The organism is Acidisoma sp. PAMC 29798 (assembly GCF_030252425.1).
GTDB lineage: Bacteria > Pseudomonadota > Alphaproteobacteria > Acetobacterales > Acetobacteraceae > Acidisoma > Acidisoma cladoniae.
This window is the reverse complement of sequence record NZ_CP126994.1, coordinates 3,729,869-3,745,459: the sequence shown is the minus strand read 5'-3', so window position 1 is coordinate 3,745,459 and position 15,591 is coordinate 3,729,869. Positions and strand designations below refer to the sequence as shown.

Here is a 15,591-nt window from a genome sequence, read left to right as displayed (position 1 = left end):
AAAATTGTGCAGTGCGACTTGTCTTGGAATACGCCCAACGTTATCTAGGTAAAGAGTTGTTCCCAAGGGTTGCGCCGATGCCTCGGGTCGGTCGCTTCCGCTTAACAGGAGACTGCGAATGAGCAAGGTCATCGGTATCGACCTCGGCACGACCAATTCATGCATTGCGATCATGGAGGGCAAGGATGTCCGCGTGATCGAAAACAGTGAGGGCGCGCGTACCACGCCCAGCATGGTCGCCATCACCGAAAGCGGTGAGCGGCTCGTGGGCCAGGCCGCCAAGCGCCAGGCTGTGACGAACCCGACCAATACCTTCTATGCCGTGAAGCGCTTGATCGGTCGTCGCTTCGAGGATCCGCTGGTCGCCAAGGACCAGGGCCTCGTGCCCTTCCCGATCGTCAAAGGCGATAACGGCGACGCATGGGTGGAAGCCCGTGGCGAGAAATATGCGCCGAGCCAGGTCTCGGCCTTCATCCTCGGTAAGATGAAGGAAACCGCCGAAGCCTATCTCGGTGAGAGCGTGACCCAGGCCGTGATCACGGTGCCGGCCTATTTCAATGACGCGCAGCGTCAGGCCACCAAGGATGCCGGCCGCATCGCCGGCCTCGAAGTGCTGCGCATCATCAACGAGCCGACGGCCGCTGCCCTTGCCTATGGCCTCGACAAGAAATCCGCTGGCACCATCGCGGTCTATGATCTCGGCGGCGGGACCTTCGACGTGTCGGTGCTCGAAATCGGCGACGGCGTCTTCGAAGTGAAGAGCACCAATGGCGACACCTTCCTGGGTGGTGAAGACTTTGACGTGCGCGTCATCGATTACCTCGCGGATGAGTTCAAGCGCGAGAACGGCATCGACCTGCGTCGGGACAAGCTGGCCCTGCAGCGCCTGAAGGAAGCCGCCGAGAAGGCGAAGATCGAGCTGTCCTCCGCCAAGGAGACAGAGATCAACCTGCCCTTCATCACGGCCGATGCGTCGGGCCCCAAGCACCTCGTGCTGAAGCTGTCGCGCGCCAAGCTCGAAAACCTCGTCGAGGATTTGGTGCAGCGGACGCTGGAGCCTTGCCGCGCCGCGCTGAAGGACGCCGGTGTGACCGCCGGTGAGATCGACGAAGTGATCCTGGTCGGCGGCATGACCCGCATGCCCAAGGTCATCGAGATCGTGAAGCAGTTCTTCGGCAAAGAGCCGGCCCGCAACGTCAATCCTGACGAAGTGGTCGCCATCGGCGCCGCCGTTCAGGGCGCCGTCCTGCGCGGCGACGTGAAGGACGTGCTGCTGCTGGACGTGACGCCGCTGTCCCTCGGCATCGAGACGCTGGGCGGTGTCTTCACGCGCCTGATCGACCGCAATACGACGATCCCGACCAAGAAGAGCCAGGTCTTCTCGACCGCCGACGACAACCAGACCGCCGTGACCATCAAGGTCTTCCAGGGCGAGCGCGAGATGGCGGCCGATAACAAGATCCTCGGCCAGTTCGATCTCGTCGGCCTGCCGCCGGCGCCTCGCGGCGTGCCGCAGGTGGAGGTGACCTTCGACATCGACGCCAACGGCATCGTGTCGGTCTCGGCCAAGGACAAGGCGACCAACAAGGAACAGCAGATCCGCATCCAGGCGTCGGGCGGTCTGTCGGACGCCGACATCCAGCGCATGGTGCAGGAAGCGGAAGCCAATGCCGCATCCGATAAGGAGCGTCGCGCTTTCGTCGAGGCGAAGAACCAGGCGGAAGGTCTGATCCATCAGACCGAGAAGACCTTGGCCGAGGGCGGCGACAAGATCGCGGCCCAAGACAAGGGCGAGGCCGAGAGCGCCATCGCGGCGGCACGTTCCGCCATGGAAGGCACCGATGCGGCGGCGCTCACCAGCGCCAGCGAGCGCCTGAGCCAGGTTGCCATGAAGATCGGTGAGGCGATGTACAAAGCCTCGGCCGATGCGGCGGGTGTGCCGCCGCAGCCGGAGGCGCCGGGTGCCAGCGCTTCAGGCGAGAAGGTGGTCGATGCCGAGTTCGAGGATATCGACGACAAGAAGAAGTCCGCCTGAGCCTTCGGTCAGGCAGACGTCGCGTTGAACTGACCTGTTAAGGAAGGCGCCCGCGCTTCTCACGAAGGCGGGCGTCTTCTTTGCATGGTGGCTGCCCAGGATTTGTGGCGCCGAGAAGGGCTAAGGGCATTCCATGGCGAAAAACGACTTCTATGCGACCCTCGGGGTCGCGCGTGATGCGAGCGCGGACGACCTCAAGAAGGCCTATCGCAAGCTGGCGATGCAGTTCCATCCGGATCGCAACCAGGGCGACAAGTCGGCAGAGGCCAAGTTCCGCGAAGTCAGCGAAGCTTATGAAATCCTGAAAGACGACCAGAAGCGCGCCGCGTATGACCGGTACGGCCATGCCGCCTTCGAAGGCAATGGCGGCGGCGGCGGCGCAGGGTTCGAGGGCGGTGGCCTGGGCGATATCTTCGACCAGATGTTCGGGGATTTCATGGGCCGTCGCGGCGGTGCGGCCGGCGGTCGCGCGGCGCGCACCGGCGGCGATCTCCGTGCCGATGCCGAAATCGATCTCAGCGAGGCCTTCTTCGGCGCCAAGGTTCAGCTTCGCGTGCAGACCCGCGTCAATTGCGAAGCCTGTGACGGCACGGGCTCTGAGGGCAAGGAACGCCAGAGCGACACCTGCACGACCTGCGGCGGCATGGGCAAGGTGCGAGCGCAGCAAGGTTTCTTCCTCGTCGAGCGGGCCTGCCCGACTTGCGGCGGCAGTGGCCGTATCGTGCGCAACCCCTGCCGCGTCTGCCATGGCGCGGCGACGGTGCCGCGCGAGCGCAGCCTTCAGGTGCAGATTCCGGCGGGCGTCGAGGACGGCACGCGCATTCGCCTGTCAGGCGAGGGAGAGGCGGCAGGCGGCGGCGGCACGCCGGGCGATCTTTATGTTCACATCGCCATCCGGCCGCATGTGATCTTCCAGCGCGAGGGCGCCAATATACTCGTGCGCGTGCCGCTGCGCATTTCGCAGGCTGCCTTGGGCGGCGATATCGAAGTGCCCGTCATCGACGGCAGCCGGACGCGCGTGAAAATTCCGGCCGGCACGCAAAGCGGCGAGCAGTTCCGCCTGCGGTCCAAGGGCTTCTCGGTTCTCCGTAGTGCGGCGCGCGGCGACATGTACATCCAGGTTGCGGTCGAGACGCCGCAGCATCTGACGCGCCGCCAGCGCGAACTCATGGAAGAGTTCGAGCAGGAGGCAACGGGCCATGCCAAGGGCAGCCCGGAGGCGGAGGGATTCTTCGCGAAGGTGAAAGAGTTTTTCGACGGGAAGTAGAAGCCCCCAAAAAAGTCGTCATTCCCGGGCTTGGCCCGACAACCTACCCGTTCCGGCGCCTTGACGATGTTTGGGCGGCGGAACGGGTAGACCCGCGCATCGAGTGCGCGGGTGACGTTGAAAGAATGGCGGCGACCTGAGCTAACCCCCCAGCCCGCCGATGACGGTGTATTTGATCTCCAAATAATCCTCGATGCCGTATTTGCTGCCCTCACGGCCGAGGCCCGAGGATTTCACGCCCCCGAAGGGCGCGACTTCGGTGCTGATCATCCCCTCATTCACGCCGACCATGCCCGATTCGAGCGCCGTCGCGACACGGAAGATGCGGCCCACGTCCCGCGCATAGAAATAGGCGGCCAGGCCGAATTCCGTGTCATTGGCCAGCGCGATGGCCTCCGCCTCGGTCTTGAAGCGGAACAGCGGCGCCACCGGCCCGAAGGTTTCCTCCCCGAAGATCTGCGCGTCATGCGGCACATCCGCCAGGATCGTCGGCTCGAAGAAGTTGCCGCCCAACGTATGCGGCTTGCCGCCGGTCACGATCCGCGCCCCCCGGCTGAGGGCGTCGGCGATATGCGCCTCGACCTTCTCCACCGCCGCGCGGTTGATCAGCGGTCCCTGGGTGGCGCCGGCCGCCATGCCGTCTGACACCTGGAGCGCCTCGACCGCCACCTTCAACTTGGCGGCGAAGGCATCATAGACGCCGTCCTGCACCAGAATACGGTTGGCGCAGACGCAAGTCTGGCCGGTATTGCGGAACTTCGAAATCATCGCGCCGACAACGGCGGCATCCAGATCCGCATCGTCGAAGACGATGAAGGGCGCGTTGCCGCCCAACTCCATGCTCGTCTTCTTGATGGTCGGCGCACATTGCGCGAGCAAGAGGGCACCGACTTCGGTGCTGCCGGTGAAGGACAGTTTGCGCACCAGCGGGTTGGCGGTGATTTCCGCGCCCATAACCCGGCCGGGCCCGGTCAGCACATTGCAGACGCCCTGCGGCATGCCGGCGCGTTCGGCCAGCACGCCGATAGCCAGGGCCGAGAAGGGCGTCTCGCTCGCCGGGCGGATGACGCCGGTGCAGCCGGCGGCCCAGCCGGGCGCGGCCTTGCGCGTGATCATGGCGGCGGGGAAGTTCCAGGGCGTGATGGCGGCGAAGACGCCGATCGGCTCCTTGGTCACCAGGATGCGGCGGCCATGCAGGTTTTCGGGAATGACATCGCCATAGATGCGCTTGGCCTCTTCGGCGAACCATTCGATGAAGCTGGCGGCATAAGCGATTTCGCCCCGGCTTTCGGCGAGGGGCTTGCCCTGCTCGGCCGTCATGATGATGGCCAGATCTTCCTGGTTTTCCATCATCAGGGTGAAGAGTTTTCGCAGGATGGCGCTGCGTTCCTTGGCGAGCAGCCCGCGCCAGGACGGCTGGGCGCGGTGCGCGGCCTCAATGGCGCGGCGGGTCTCGGCTGCGCCCATCACCGGTACGCTGCCGATCACCGCGCCAGTGGCGGGGTTGGTCACGTCCAGGGTTTCGCCGCTATCGGCCGCGATCCAACGGCCGTCCAGCAGGTTTGTCTGCCGCAGCAGATACGCGTCCTTCAGGGGAAGAGTCGTCACCGTCTCAAGCATGGAACCTCCAGGAACATGGTCACCTTGAGGCTGAGTGTACGACGGTCGTGCGTTAAGACCTATCGAGCTGCCGCAAGACAACACCGATATATTGCGGGTCGTCGCTGGTGTTGAGGGCGTGCAGCCAGCCGGGCTGCGGAATCTCCAGCGTGATGGCCGCGATCCAGGGCGTGGCGCGCGGATGTAGCGCGAGGGTCGTGCGCATCACCTCTCCGCCGCGAAGCGTGACAGGCAAGGCCAGGACGCCATCGACGCTGGGCTTGACCTCGATCCAGGCGCGGCCGAAGTCGCCCGCGACACGCGGCGGCACATAGCCTTCGAGTGTCAGGGACACCGCCGTTTGCCCGGCATGGATGGGCAGCATGATCCGCACGTGCCCGGCCCGGCTGAACAGGCCGCCGTCGGCGGTGCGATGCGGCGCCGGCGGCCAATCGGGGAAGAGCGTGCAGAGTGTCCGGTGGTCGAGATGCGTGACGTCGATCGCGTCGGGCAAACCGGCCAGAAAGGGGTCCTGAGCCGCCGCCAGCTGTTCGGCGGGGGAAAGCCAGCAGTCTTGGCTGCGCTCTATATAGACCGCCTGGTATTGCGGCGGGACGTTCGGCCGGAACAGGCTGACGCCAAGCACCGCGCCCTCAATGCCGATCAGGCTGAGTCCGAGGAACAGCATGAGCCAATGGGTGGTGGCGCTACGCAAGGACGGGGGCTCCGACAAACCAGGCCACCGCCAGCCCGATTTGGAGTAGGCCGAGACCGATGCCGATGACCCACAAGCGGCGGGTGGAGGCGCCGGTGACGGCCATGCGGAACAGCACCAGAATCACCACCGGATTGGTCAGGACGAAACGGGGAATCGATTGCAGCCCGGCGCTGCTGGCGAGCAACACGCTGGCCCCGATCAGCCAGGCCTCGGCATAGCGGCGGGCGAAGACCTGCCGGATTGCCAGGGCCAGGGCCGCGCATCCGACGAGCGCTTGCACGGATAGGCTTTCCTCGGCCGGATGCTTCAGAATTCGGGTCCAGTCATTGGCAGTCAGCCCCTCCCACAGAAAGGTCCAGGGTGGCAGCGAATGCCTTTGCCAGGCGGCTTGGACATGCAGGAAGGCCAGCCCGTCGCCCATGTGCCAGCGGAGATAGGCCATGTATGCGATGAGACCGAGGGGGGCGATCGCCAGGGGCAGGATCGCCTGACTGAAGACGCCGGCCGGTTGGCGGCGCAGAAGGCCATCCATCCAGGCTCGACGCAGGAAGGCGAGGCGATCGACCAGGATCAAAGGCAGCATGAGCAGGCCGGTCGGTCGGGTGGCGGTCAGCGCGGCACAGCACCACGCGGACCCCATGACACTGTGGCGGCTGAGGGTGAGCAGGGCCGCCGTCATCACCAGGGCATAGAGCGCCTCGGAGTAGGGAAAGGCGAAGTAGACGGCACCCGGCCACAGGCTGACGAAGGCGAACCAGGTCAGTAGGGCGCCGAAGCGCTTATGTTGAAGATAGACCGCGCCGAGCATCGCGAAGCCGGCGAAGCAGGCGGTGGAGAGCAGGATGCCGATCCAGGTAAACCCCTCTCCGGCCGGCACGAGGCCTGAGAAGGCGCCGAGCAGGAGCGGATAGAGGGGAAAGAAAGCCCAATTGGCGACATTGCTGGACAAATCGCCCCGCGGCGTAACGTCGTACCCGTAGCGCGCGGTCTGCTCGTACCACGGGCAGTCGTAGTTGCAGATGCCATGGGTCAGGCCGCCGAAGGACTGGGCGAGCAGGGCGTAGATGGTGAGACGGATGGCACAAAAGGCGCCCACCAGCCCGAGGGCCATCAACGTCGGGTGGCTGCGCCAGAGCTGGCGTGCCAGCGCGCGGAGCGAGATCGAACCCGCCGTAACCGCCTCGGCATAGCCACTGCCCGCCCCTGTCAGGGCGCCTGTGCTCGGGGCGAGAGGGGGCGGATGGTCCGACACGAAAGATCCTCTGAATATCTGGGCAGTTACATCAGAGAATTTTGTCGGAAGCCGGGCGGAATCGCGGCCTTCGCCGCGTGGGCACGAATTATTTACGAATTCTCCTCAGCCGGCGTGGTCGTCGGCTTCCGCCGATGACCGCTCATCTCAGCCCCCGCGTTGTCGGGCAGTTTGGCGCAGAGGGGACCGCAGAGCAGGGAGGCGAGGCTGACCACCAGAAAGGCCCAGCGAAAATCCACGAGATGCGGGCTCGCATGCCCGGCGAGCGCTGAGGAGACCGCCAAGGCACCGGCGGCGACGCAGATGCCCATCGACAGCATGAGCTGTTGGAAGACGGTATAAAAACTGGTGGCGGCACTCATCCGGTCCGGCCGCAATTCGGCATAGGCGATGGTGTTGTAGGCGGTGAATTGCAGGGACTGGAAGAAGCCGCCGGCCAGCAGGACCACGAACATCGCCGGCAAAGGCCAGCCCGGCCCGAAGGTCGCGCAGGCGGCGATGCAGACGGTTGCCAGCAATTGATTCCAGATCAGCACGCGGCGAAATCCGAAACGCTTGAGAATGGGGCCGGCCAAGGCCTTCATCAGCACCGCTCCGGCGGCGCTCATGAAGGTGATGGCGCCGCTGGCCGCCGCACTCATACCGAAGCCGAGCTGCATCATCATCGGCAGCAGGAAGGGCACGGCACCCCAGGTGATGCGCGATAGCGAGCCCGCGATGGTGGAGACGCGGAAGGTTTGCACCCGCATCAGGCGCAGATCGAGGATCGCGTTCGGACGACGGTGGGCATAGACGACATAGGCGACAGCCCCCGCGGCGCCCACGGCGAGCAGCAGCAGGGCGGGCACCGCCTGCGATCCGCGCGTGATCAAGGTGAAGCCGAAGGTGAGGCAGGCGAGTGCCACGCCTGAGAGCAGGAAGCCGGGAAAGTCGAAGCGTGTCGGCCCGCTTTCGCGGATATCGGGAATGAGAAGGGTGGACAGCACCCCGCCCAGGATGCCGATTGGGATATTGATGAAAAAGATCCATCGCCAGGACAGATAGGTCGTGATGAAGCCGCCGAGCGGCGGCCCGAGCACCGGGCCTATCAAGGCGGGGACGAGAAACCAGGCCATCGCCGAGACCAAGCCGGATTTCGGCACGCTGCGCAGCAGGATGATGCGCCCGACCGGCACCATCATCGCGCCGCCCAGGCCTTGGATAATGCGAGCGGCCACCAGCAAAGGGAGGCTGGTGGCCTGGGAGCAGAGGATGGAGCCCAGCGTGAACAGGATGATGGCGCCGTTGAAGACACGGCGGGTGCCGAAGCGGTCTGCCACCACCGCGCTCGCTGGAATGAACACCGCCAGGCTGAGGAGATAGGAGGTGAGGGCGATGCTCATCTGGAGCGGATGCACGCCGAAACTGCGCGCCATGCTCGGCAGCGCGGTCGACAGCACGGTCGCGTCCAACTGCTCCATGAAGAGCGCGGTCGCGACGATCAGGGCGATGGTGCGGATGCGCCTTTGATCTGACGATACGGGTGGGGAGGACGACCGCATGGGTCGGAAGATGCGCGCGGGCGTCCGGAAGGGCTAGGGGCAGTTCGCTGGATACATGCGTGGCGGAATACGCTGCGCTCTTCCGCCCTACGCTGCTCCCGGCCTTGTAGGGCGGAAGAGCGCAGCGCCTTCCGCCATCGGGCCCAAGCGCGGCTACCGATCTCCAACGCCTTTTCCGCAATGCAGCATTCAGACAGCCCGTTCAGGCCGGCAGTTTGGGCTAACCCGCTAGAAACACTAATGAAATCGCAATCCAGACTTCGGACCGCCCTTCGGACGTTACGAATTTGCCATGTGACCGCCGCTTTTGCGTGTCTATAAGGTCTGTGTGAAACACGCAGCTAAGATTCGTGAAGACGCTGGGCGAAAGCCTGTGCATGATCTCTTGCGCGCGGGGGTAGCATGAGTGCAGTTCCTGATCGCTTCAACCATCTCCGCCGTGCGGACGTGGATGAGACGAGTAACGCTCCTTTTCGGGCCCTTTGGCGGGGCAGGCGGATGCCGTCTGCCCTCCTGCTTGCGCGCCGCCGTCTCCTCGTCGTTTGGCTGAAGCGACTGTTACCTTTGGCAGCCCTGTCGCTTCTGAGTCTCGTCGTGCTCTGGCCGGAATATGCGACGCTGCATGATCCCGCCCGCGTCTCCTATCGGATTTCGACAGGCACCGACGCGTCGAGCCAAGGCAGCATGACGAAGGCACATTACCGCGGGATCGACGATACCGGCCGGCCGTATACATTGACGGCCGAACAGGCTGTTCAGACCGACGCCGATACCGTCGTGCTCACCAAGCCCGCCGGCGACATGACCATGAAAGGCGGCTCCTGGGTCATGGTCCAGTCACGCGCTGGGCTGTATCACGCTCGCGTCCAGAATCTCGATCTGAAGGATCACGTGACGCTCTACCGCGATGATGGGACGTCCGTGCGGACCTCGCATGCTTTGGTGGACATGAAGGCCGGCACCGCCATCGGCCACGAGAAGGTCAATGCGGACGGACCTTTCGGCACGCTGGATGCCCAGGGCTTCTCAATGACGGATCGCGGCACGCAACTCCATTTCATGGGACAGTCAAAGCTCGTATTGGACGGGGGTTCATGAAGGAACCCGACCAATGCGGGGCGTGACTCTCTCGGCTTGTTTCACGACGCTAGCGCTGGCGTCGATCAGCCTTTCCCTGTCCAACGCCGCCGCTGAGGCCCAGGCCCTCAATCTGTCGCAGGGCGGCCCGATCACCATCACCTCCGATGGCGGTATCGATTGGCGCCAGGTCCAGCAGGAAGTGATCGCCAACCAAAACGCGCGCGCGGTGCGCGGCAATGTGACGGTGACGGCCGACCAGCTCATCGCCCATTACCGCAAGAAGGCCGTGACAACCGGCAAGACGCCGGCCGCGCCTGCGAGCGCGACGGCATCCCCTCTCGATGTCGGGGGTGACGGCTCCTCCGGGAACGAAATCTATCTCCTGGAAGCGCGGGGCGGCGTTCATATCTTCACCCCCACCGATCTCGCCGTCGGCGACCACGCCGCCTATGACATGGACCAAGCGGTGCTGGTCCTGACCGGGCATGATCTGAAGCTCACGACGCCCGATCACGTCATCACCGCACGAGATTCGCTCGAATACTGGACCGGCCAGCATATGGCCGTGGCGCGTGGGAATGCGGTGGTGGTGACCCAGGACGGTCGCCGCATCGCGGCCGACGTGCTGGTCGCCTATACCGATCCTGCACCGCAGCCGGGCGCTGCGCCCGCGCCAAAGAAGACGGCGGTCGCGTCCACGCCAGGCGCGCCGGGCGATCCCATTGCGGATGCCTCCGGCCAATTGAAGCTGGTCAATGCCATCGGCCATGTCGTGATCCAGACGGCGACGGACATCGTGCAGGGCGATCGCGGCGTCTATGTGCCGTCGCTCGGTATCGCGCGCATTGCCGGCCACGTTCATATCACGCGCGGCCAGAACGAGCTGACGGGCGCGGAAGCGCTGGTCAATATGAAGACCGGCGTGTCTCGCCTGCTGTCTCATACCGCTGGGGAGCGTGTGCAGGGCCTCATCATGCCCAACCAGGCGCCGACGCCGGGGGCAAAACCCGTCCCCGCCGGAAAATAGCGGCTCAGGAGCAAGTCTGAATGGCGGAAGTTGTGCGCGTCGCCCCTCCCAAAACGGGGGGCCTGGTGGCTCGTGGCCTTGGGAAGTCCTTCAAGCAGCGCCCCGTGGTCCGTGGCGTGTCGATCACCGTCAAGCGTGGCGAGGCGGTCGGGCTGCTCGGCCCCAATGGCGCCGGAAAGACCACCACCTTCTATATGATCATGGGCCTGGTGCGGCCGGATAGCGGTGAGATCACGCTCGACGGCAATGCCATCACCTCCCTGCCGATGTATCGGCGGGCGCGGCTCGGCATCGGCTATCTGCCGCAAGAGGCGAGCGTTTTTCGAGGCCTGAACGTCGAGCAGAACATCAAGGCGGTGATCGAAATCACCGAACCGGACCCCGACAAGCAGCAGATCATGCTGGATGGTTTGCTGAACGAGTTCGGCATCGCGCATTTGCGGCGGACGCCAGCCCTGGCCCTGTCGGGTGGTGAGCGCCGCCGCGTCGAGATCGCGCGCGCGCTTGCCAGCCGCCCCGGCTATATCCTGCTCGACGAGCCGCTGGCCGGCATCGATCCCATTGCCGTGGGCGAAATTCGCGATCTGGTGTCCCACCTCAAGCATCGCGGCATCGGGGTGCTGATTACCGACCATAACGTGCGGGAAACACTCGAAATTATCGACCGCGCCTATATCTTGCATGACGGTCAGGTGCTGATGGAGGGCCGCCCCTCCGAGGTCGTCAGCCACGAAGGCGTCCGCCGCGTCTATTTGGGCGAACGATTCAGCATGTAGGCACTTTTGCCGCCGGTCGATGCTGCTATAGCTAAGGCCGATGTCGATCGGAGCAAAAATCGGGCCAAGGCTGGTCATGCGCCAGTCCCAGTCGCTGGTGATGACCCCGCAGCTGCGGCAGGCCATCAAGCTTCTGCATTATTCCAATCTCGAACTCGCCGGTTTCGTGCAGGAAGAGCTTGACCGCAATCCGCTGTTGGAGCGGGACGAGCGGCCCGATGCCCATCCGACGGAAGCGCCGGCCGCCGACCAGGAGCCCGTGGCCGCGCCGGTCGCCAATACCGACAGCCTGTCCTTCATCAGTTCCGACGTGATGCCGAGTGCCGCGACCGCGCCGCTCGATGGTGACTATTCCAATTCCTATGACGTCGGTGGCGTGGCCGATGGCTCACTTGGCACCAATCTCTTCTCCGGCATCGGTCGCGGCGCCAACCACAGTTTCGAGGCTGATGGCCGGGGCATCGACGACCTGGCCGAAAATCCCGCCAGCCTACGGGATCATCTTGCCCAGCAGGTCAGGCTGGGCTTCGCGGACCTCCAGGACCGCCTGATCGGCGCCCATCTGATTGCGGTGCTCGATCCGGCCGGGCGTCTCGCGGCGGTGCCGGGTGACATCGCCCTCGCGCTTGGCACGTCCTTGGAACGAGTGGAAGCCGTGCGCGCCCGCATGATGCGGTTCGACCCCTGCGGTATCTTCGCCTGCGACTTGCGAGAATGCCTGGCCGCGCAGCTCGCCGAGAAGAATCGCCTCGATCCTGCGATGGCAACCTTGCTCGACAATCTCGAATTGCTGGCGCGGCGGGACTTGCGGCGGCTGATGGCGCTCTGCGGCGTCGATGCCGAGGATATGGCCGAGATGATCGCGGAGATCCGCAGGCTCGATCCAAAGCCCGGCGCCAGTTACGACGCGCCGCCCATCCGTCCTCTGGTGCCGGATGTTCTGCTCCGCCCCGCATCGGACGGTGGTTGGCATCTGGAACTCAATCCCGAGACCTTACCGCGCCTGCTGGTCAATCAGGTTTTCCACGCCCGGATCGCGGCGAATATCGGACGCGAGGAGCGCGGCTTTCTGTCCGAGCAATTGCAGACCGCGAATTGGCTGGTGAAGTCCCTGCGGCAACGTGCCGAAACGATCTTGAAGGTCACAACGGAAGTCGTTCGCCAGCAGGACGGGTTTCTTCGTCATGGCGTCACGCATCTGCGGCCGTTGACGCTGCGCGATGTCGCTGACGCAGTCGAGATGCATGAGAGCACGATCAGCCGCGTGACCGCTAACAAATCGATTGCGACGCCGCGCGGTGTGTTTGAGCTTAAGTTCTTTTTCACCACCGCGATTGCCGGTACCGATGGCGAAACGTTCAGCGCGGAGGCGGTGCGCCATCGCATTCGTACGCTGATCGGCGCGGAGCAGCCGGGCGATATCCTGTCCGACGATGCGATTGTGGCGGCCTTGCGAAAGGAGGGCGTGGACATTGCACGCCGAACCGTGGCCAAATACCGGGAGACGCTGCACATCCCCAGTTCGATGCAGCGCAAGAAGGAGAAGACCGCGGCTTAAAAAGAAAGACCATTGAAACCGCGGATGACGCGCCCACAGATCTAGAACTACCGCAGTCCTTGCAATCGGGGCGCGGAGGGAAGACCATCGGGAGGTAGGATGCACATCACCGTCTCTGGCAAGCAGCTCGATCTATCGGACGCGCTGCGCCATCGTGTTTCCACAATGCTCGATACCATCGCGAGCAAATACTTCGGCGACGCGCTCGAAGCGCATGTCACCTTTAGCCGCGCACGAAGTTTCTTCACCTGTGACATCAATATGCATGCCGGACGCGGCCTGACCCTGCGGGGCGAGGGAGAAGCCGGTGACGCGAACGCGGCCTTCGACGATGCCGCCGAACATATCGCCAAACGCTTGCGTCGCTATCGACGGCGCGTCAACGACCATGCGCGCGATGTCACCCAACGCGGTGAGCCAGATCAACCCGTCGCTGCGCAGCACTACATTCTTCAGCAGCAGGAGGATGTCGAACTTGTCGGCGAAGATGAAGAAAGCCTGGTCGCGCCCGCGTCGAACAATCATTTCGCAACCGTCGTTGCGGAAAATCCGGCCATGATCGTGAAGCTCACGGTGGGCGAGGCGGTGATGCGTATGGATCTCGCGGATCAGCCCGTGGTGATGTTCCGCAATTCCGCGACCGGCCAGTTCAACGTCGTCTACCGACGTCAGGACGGCCATATCGGTTGGATCGACCCGGCGGCGGAATAGGGGTCACGGCGGAATACGCTTTCGCTTTTCCGCCCTACACCACGCATCGTAGGGCGGAAAAGCGAAGCGTCTTCCGCCAAGGCATCACCCGCAAAGCTGCAACGGCATTAAGGTGCCATCCGCGCGCACGTCCGAAAAGATCGTGCCGCGACTGACAACCGGCGTGGCGCGGCCACCGACCTCGAGGCCTGAGCCGGCCAGACGTTCTGAGGGCAGCATGACCGTCATGGGCGTGCCTTCCAGCACAACCTCGATCTTGGCAAAGGCGCCCGTCACCTTGATCTGACGGATGAGTGCGGGGCCGTTCACATCTGGCAGCAGCCGAAGATCATGCGGACGTGCATAAAGCACCGTCTCCCCCGCTGCCGCGCCGGCGTGCGAATGATCTGCCATCCGCGCCAGCGTTTCGCCGGTCGAGAGGCGGGCGATCCCATCCTCCACCCGACAGGACAGGCGATTGGCCTCCCCCAAAAACTCCATCACGAAGGGCGTTGCGGGCTGCATGTAGATTTCGGTCGGCGTGCCGATCTGCTCGATCCGGCCCTGCGACATCAGCACGATGCGATCGGCGAGTTCCAGCGCCTCCTCCTGATCATGCGTCACCAAAAGACTGGTGATCTCCACGCCCTGATGCAGGTCGCGCAGCCATTGGCCGAGTTCCTTGCGCACCTTGGCGTCCAACGCGCCGAAGGGTTCGTCCAGCAACAGCAGCCGGGGCTCGATCGCAAGCGCGCGGGCGAGCGCCACGCGCTGCCGCTGGCCGCCGGACAGCTGGCTCGGGTAGCGATCGGAGAGCCAGCCGAGTTGCACGAGGTCCAGCAAGCTGGTCACTCGGCGCTTGATCTCCTCGTCAGACGGTTTTTCGCGGCGGGGCCGCACACGAAGTCCGAAGGCGATATTCTCGAACACCGACATGTGGCGAAACAGCGCGTAGTGCTGGAAGACGAAACCGACCCCGCGCTCTCGCGGGTGGCGCCGCAGATGATCCTCGCCATTGATCAGCACATCACCTGAATCCGCCGTGTCGAGGCCGGCGATGATACGCAGCAGTGTGGTTTTGCCCGAGCCCGATGGACCCAGCAGGGCCACCAACTCCCCCGGATTGACGTCGAGGCTGACATTCTTCAGGGCCATATAGCCGGCGAAGCTTCGCGTGACGTTCTGGATGGCGATATGGGCCGTCATCAGGCACGCACCTCCTTTTCGGCGACGAACTGGCGTTCGAGGATGGCCTTGGCGACGAGCGTCAGCAAAGCGAGCATCGCAAGGAGGGAGGCGACGGCGAAGGAGGCGACGATATTGTAGTCGTCATAGCTCGCGCGGATTTGCAGGGGCATCGTATCGGTCAGTCCCAGGATATTGCCCGACACGATGGAGACGGCGCCGAACTCCCCCATGGCGCGGGCATTGCTCAACAACACGCCATAGAGCAGGCCCCAGCGGAGCTTCGGCAGAGTGACACGCAGAAACATCTGGGTGCCCGAGGCGCCGAGCAGAATGGCGGCCTCCTCCTCCTCCGCGCCCTGTTCCTCCATGAGAGGGATCAGCTCCCGCGCCACGAAGGGCAGCGTGACGAAGATGGTGGCGATGACCATGCCCGGCAGCGCGAAGATGATCCGCAGATCATGCGCGGCAAGCCAGGATCCGAACCAGCCCTGCCGACCATAGAGCAAGACAAGCATGAGGCCGGCGACGACGGGCGACACCGAAAAGGGCAGGTCGAGCAGCGTCAGCATCAGCGAGCGGCCGGGAAACTGGAAGCGCGCCAGACACCAGGAGGCGGCGAGGCCGAAGACGACGTTCACGACCAGGGCGATGCCTGCCACGATGAGCGTCAGCCGGATCGCGGAGAGTGCCGTCGGGTCGGCCAGGGCGGCGATATAGGCCGGCAGGCCGGCCGCGAAGGCCTGGGCGAAGACCGTGATCAACGGCAGCAGCAGGAACATCACCATGAACAGGGCTGCGGCGACGATCATGGCGATCGTCCAGCCGCGCGGCGATCGCCGGCGCGTTGTGTTCATCCTGTG

13 protein-coding genes are annotated in these 15,591 nt (G+C 64.4%); 7 read left to right on the top strand and 6 right to left on the bottom strand.

What is annotated here, in order from left to right; genetic code table 11:
* Positions 1 to 118 precede the first annotated feature (118 nt).
* Complete coding sequence (gene dnaK / locus QP803_RS17990) at positions 119 to 2,035, top strand: molecular chaperone DnaK (protein WP_284944856.1); 1,917 nt, start codon at positions 119 to 121, stop codon at positions 2,033 to 2,035.
* A 133-nt stretch (positions 2,036 to 2,168) separates the two neighbouring features.
* On the top strand, positions 2,169 to 3,302 hold the full coding sequence (dnaJ, locus tag QP803_RS17985; protein WP_284944855.1) for a molecular chaperone DnaJ: 1,134 nt from the start codon (positions 2,169 to 2,171) through the stop codon (positions 3,300 to 3,302).
* A 141-nt stretch (positions 3,303 to 3,443) separates the two neighbouring features.
* Here dnaJ and QP803_RS17980 read toward each other — a convergent pair whose 3' ends face one another.
* The 4 genes from QP803_RS17980 to QP803_RS17965 form a co-directional block, all read right to left on the bottom strand.
* Positions 3,444 to 4,922 carry an NAD-dependent succinate-semialdehyde dehydrogenase gene (locus tag QP803_RS17980; RefSeq protein WP_284944854.1) on the bottom strand — a complete coding sequence of 493 codons (1,479 nt, stop codon included), beginning with the start codon at positions 4,920 to 4,922 and terminating at the stop codon, positions 3,444 to 3,446.
* A 52-nt stretch (positions 4,923 to 4,974) separates the two neighbouring features.
* Complete coding sequence (locus QP803_RS17975) at positions 4,975 to 5,616, bottom strand: hypothetical protein (protein WP_284944853.1); 642 nt, start codon at positions 5,614 to 5,616, stop codon at positions 4,975 to 4,977.
* Positions 5,609 to 6,871, bottom strand: coding sequence for a hypothetical protein (locus QP803_RS17970; protein WP_284944852.1), 1,263 nt, complete (start codon positions 6,869 to 6,871; stop codon positions 5,609 to 5,611). The genes QP803_RS17975 and QP803_RS17970 overlap by 8 nt, the downstream gene beginning before the upstream one ends.
* A 92-nt stretch (positions 6,872 to 6,963) precedes the next feature.
* A complete protein-coding gene (locus QP803_RS17965; protein WP_284944851.1) occupies positions 6,964 to 8,412 on the bottom strand; it encodes an MFS transporter in 1,449 nt (482 codons plus the stop codon).
* A gap of 498 nt (positions 8,413 to 8,910) precedes the next feature.
* Here QP803_RS17965 and lptC point away from each other — a divergent pair, with 498 nt between their 5' ends.
* From lptC to hpf, 5 genes are all read left to right on the top strand, one after another.
* On the top strand, positions 8,911 to 9,510 hold the full coding sequence (lptC, locus tag QP803_RS17960; protein WP_284944850.1) for an LPS export ABC transporter periplasmic protein LptC: 600 nt from the start codon (positions 8,911 to 8,913) through the stop codon (positions 9,508 to 9,510).
* Between the two features lie 13 nt (positions 9,511 to 9,523).
* Positions 9,524 to 10,519 carry an LptA/OstA family protein gene (locus QP803_RS17955; protein ID WP_284944849.1) on the top strand — a complete coding sequence of 332 codons (996 nt, stop codon included), beginning with the start codon at positions 9,524 to 9,526 and terminating at the stop codon, positions 10,517 to 10,519.
* Between the two features lie 20 nt (positions 10,520 to 10,539).
* Positions 10,540 to 11,295 carry an LPS export ABC transporter ATP-binding protein gene (lptB, locus tag QP803_RS17950; protein ID WP_284944848.1) on the top strand — a complete coding sequence of 252 codons (756 nt, stop codon included), beginning with the start codon at positions 10,540 to 10,542 and terminating at the stop codon, positions 11,293 to 11,295.
* A gap of 40 nt (positions 11,296 to 11,335) precedes the next feature.
* Positions 11,336 to 12,853, top strand: a complete 1,518-nt coding sequence (gene rpoN / locus QP803_RS17945) for an RNA polymerase factor sigma-54 (RefSeq protein ID WP_284944847.1) — start codon at positions 11,336 to 11,338, stop codon at positions 12,851 to 12,853.
* A 99-nt stretch (positions 12,854 to 12,952) separates the two neighbouring features.
* Positions 12,953 to 13,564: a ribosome hibernation-promoting factor, HPF/YfiA family gene (hpf, locus tag QP803_RS17940; protein ID WP_284944846.1), complete on the top strand. Its 612-nt coding sequence runs from the start codon at positions 12,953 to 12,955 to the stop codon at positions 13,562 to 13,564.
* A gap of 84 nt (positions 13,565 to 13,648) precedes the next feature.
* Here the strand turns inward: hpf and QP803_RS17935 are convergent, their stop codons facing one another.
* Both QP803_RS17935 and cysW read right to left on the bottom strand, forming a co-directional pair.
* The gene (locus tag QP803_RS17935; protein ID WP_284944845.1) at positions 13,649 to 14,749 is read right to left on the bottom strand and encodes a sulfate/molybdate ABC transporter ATP-binding protein; all 1,101 of its coding nucleotides are present in this window, start codon (positions 14,747 to 14,749) and stop codon (positions 13,649 to 13,651) included.
* The gene (gene cysW / locus QP803_RS17930; RefSeq protein WP_284944844.1) at positions 14,749 to 15,585 is read right to left on the bottom strand and encodes a sulfate ABC transporter permease subunit CysW; all 837 of its coding nucleotides are present in this window, start codon (positions 15,583 to 15,585) and stop codon (positions 14,749 to 14,751) included. The genes QP803_RS17935 and cysW overlap by 1 nt, the downstream gene beginning before the upstream one ends.
* Positions 15,586 to 15,591: the final 6 nt, after the last annotated feature.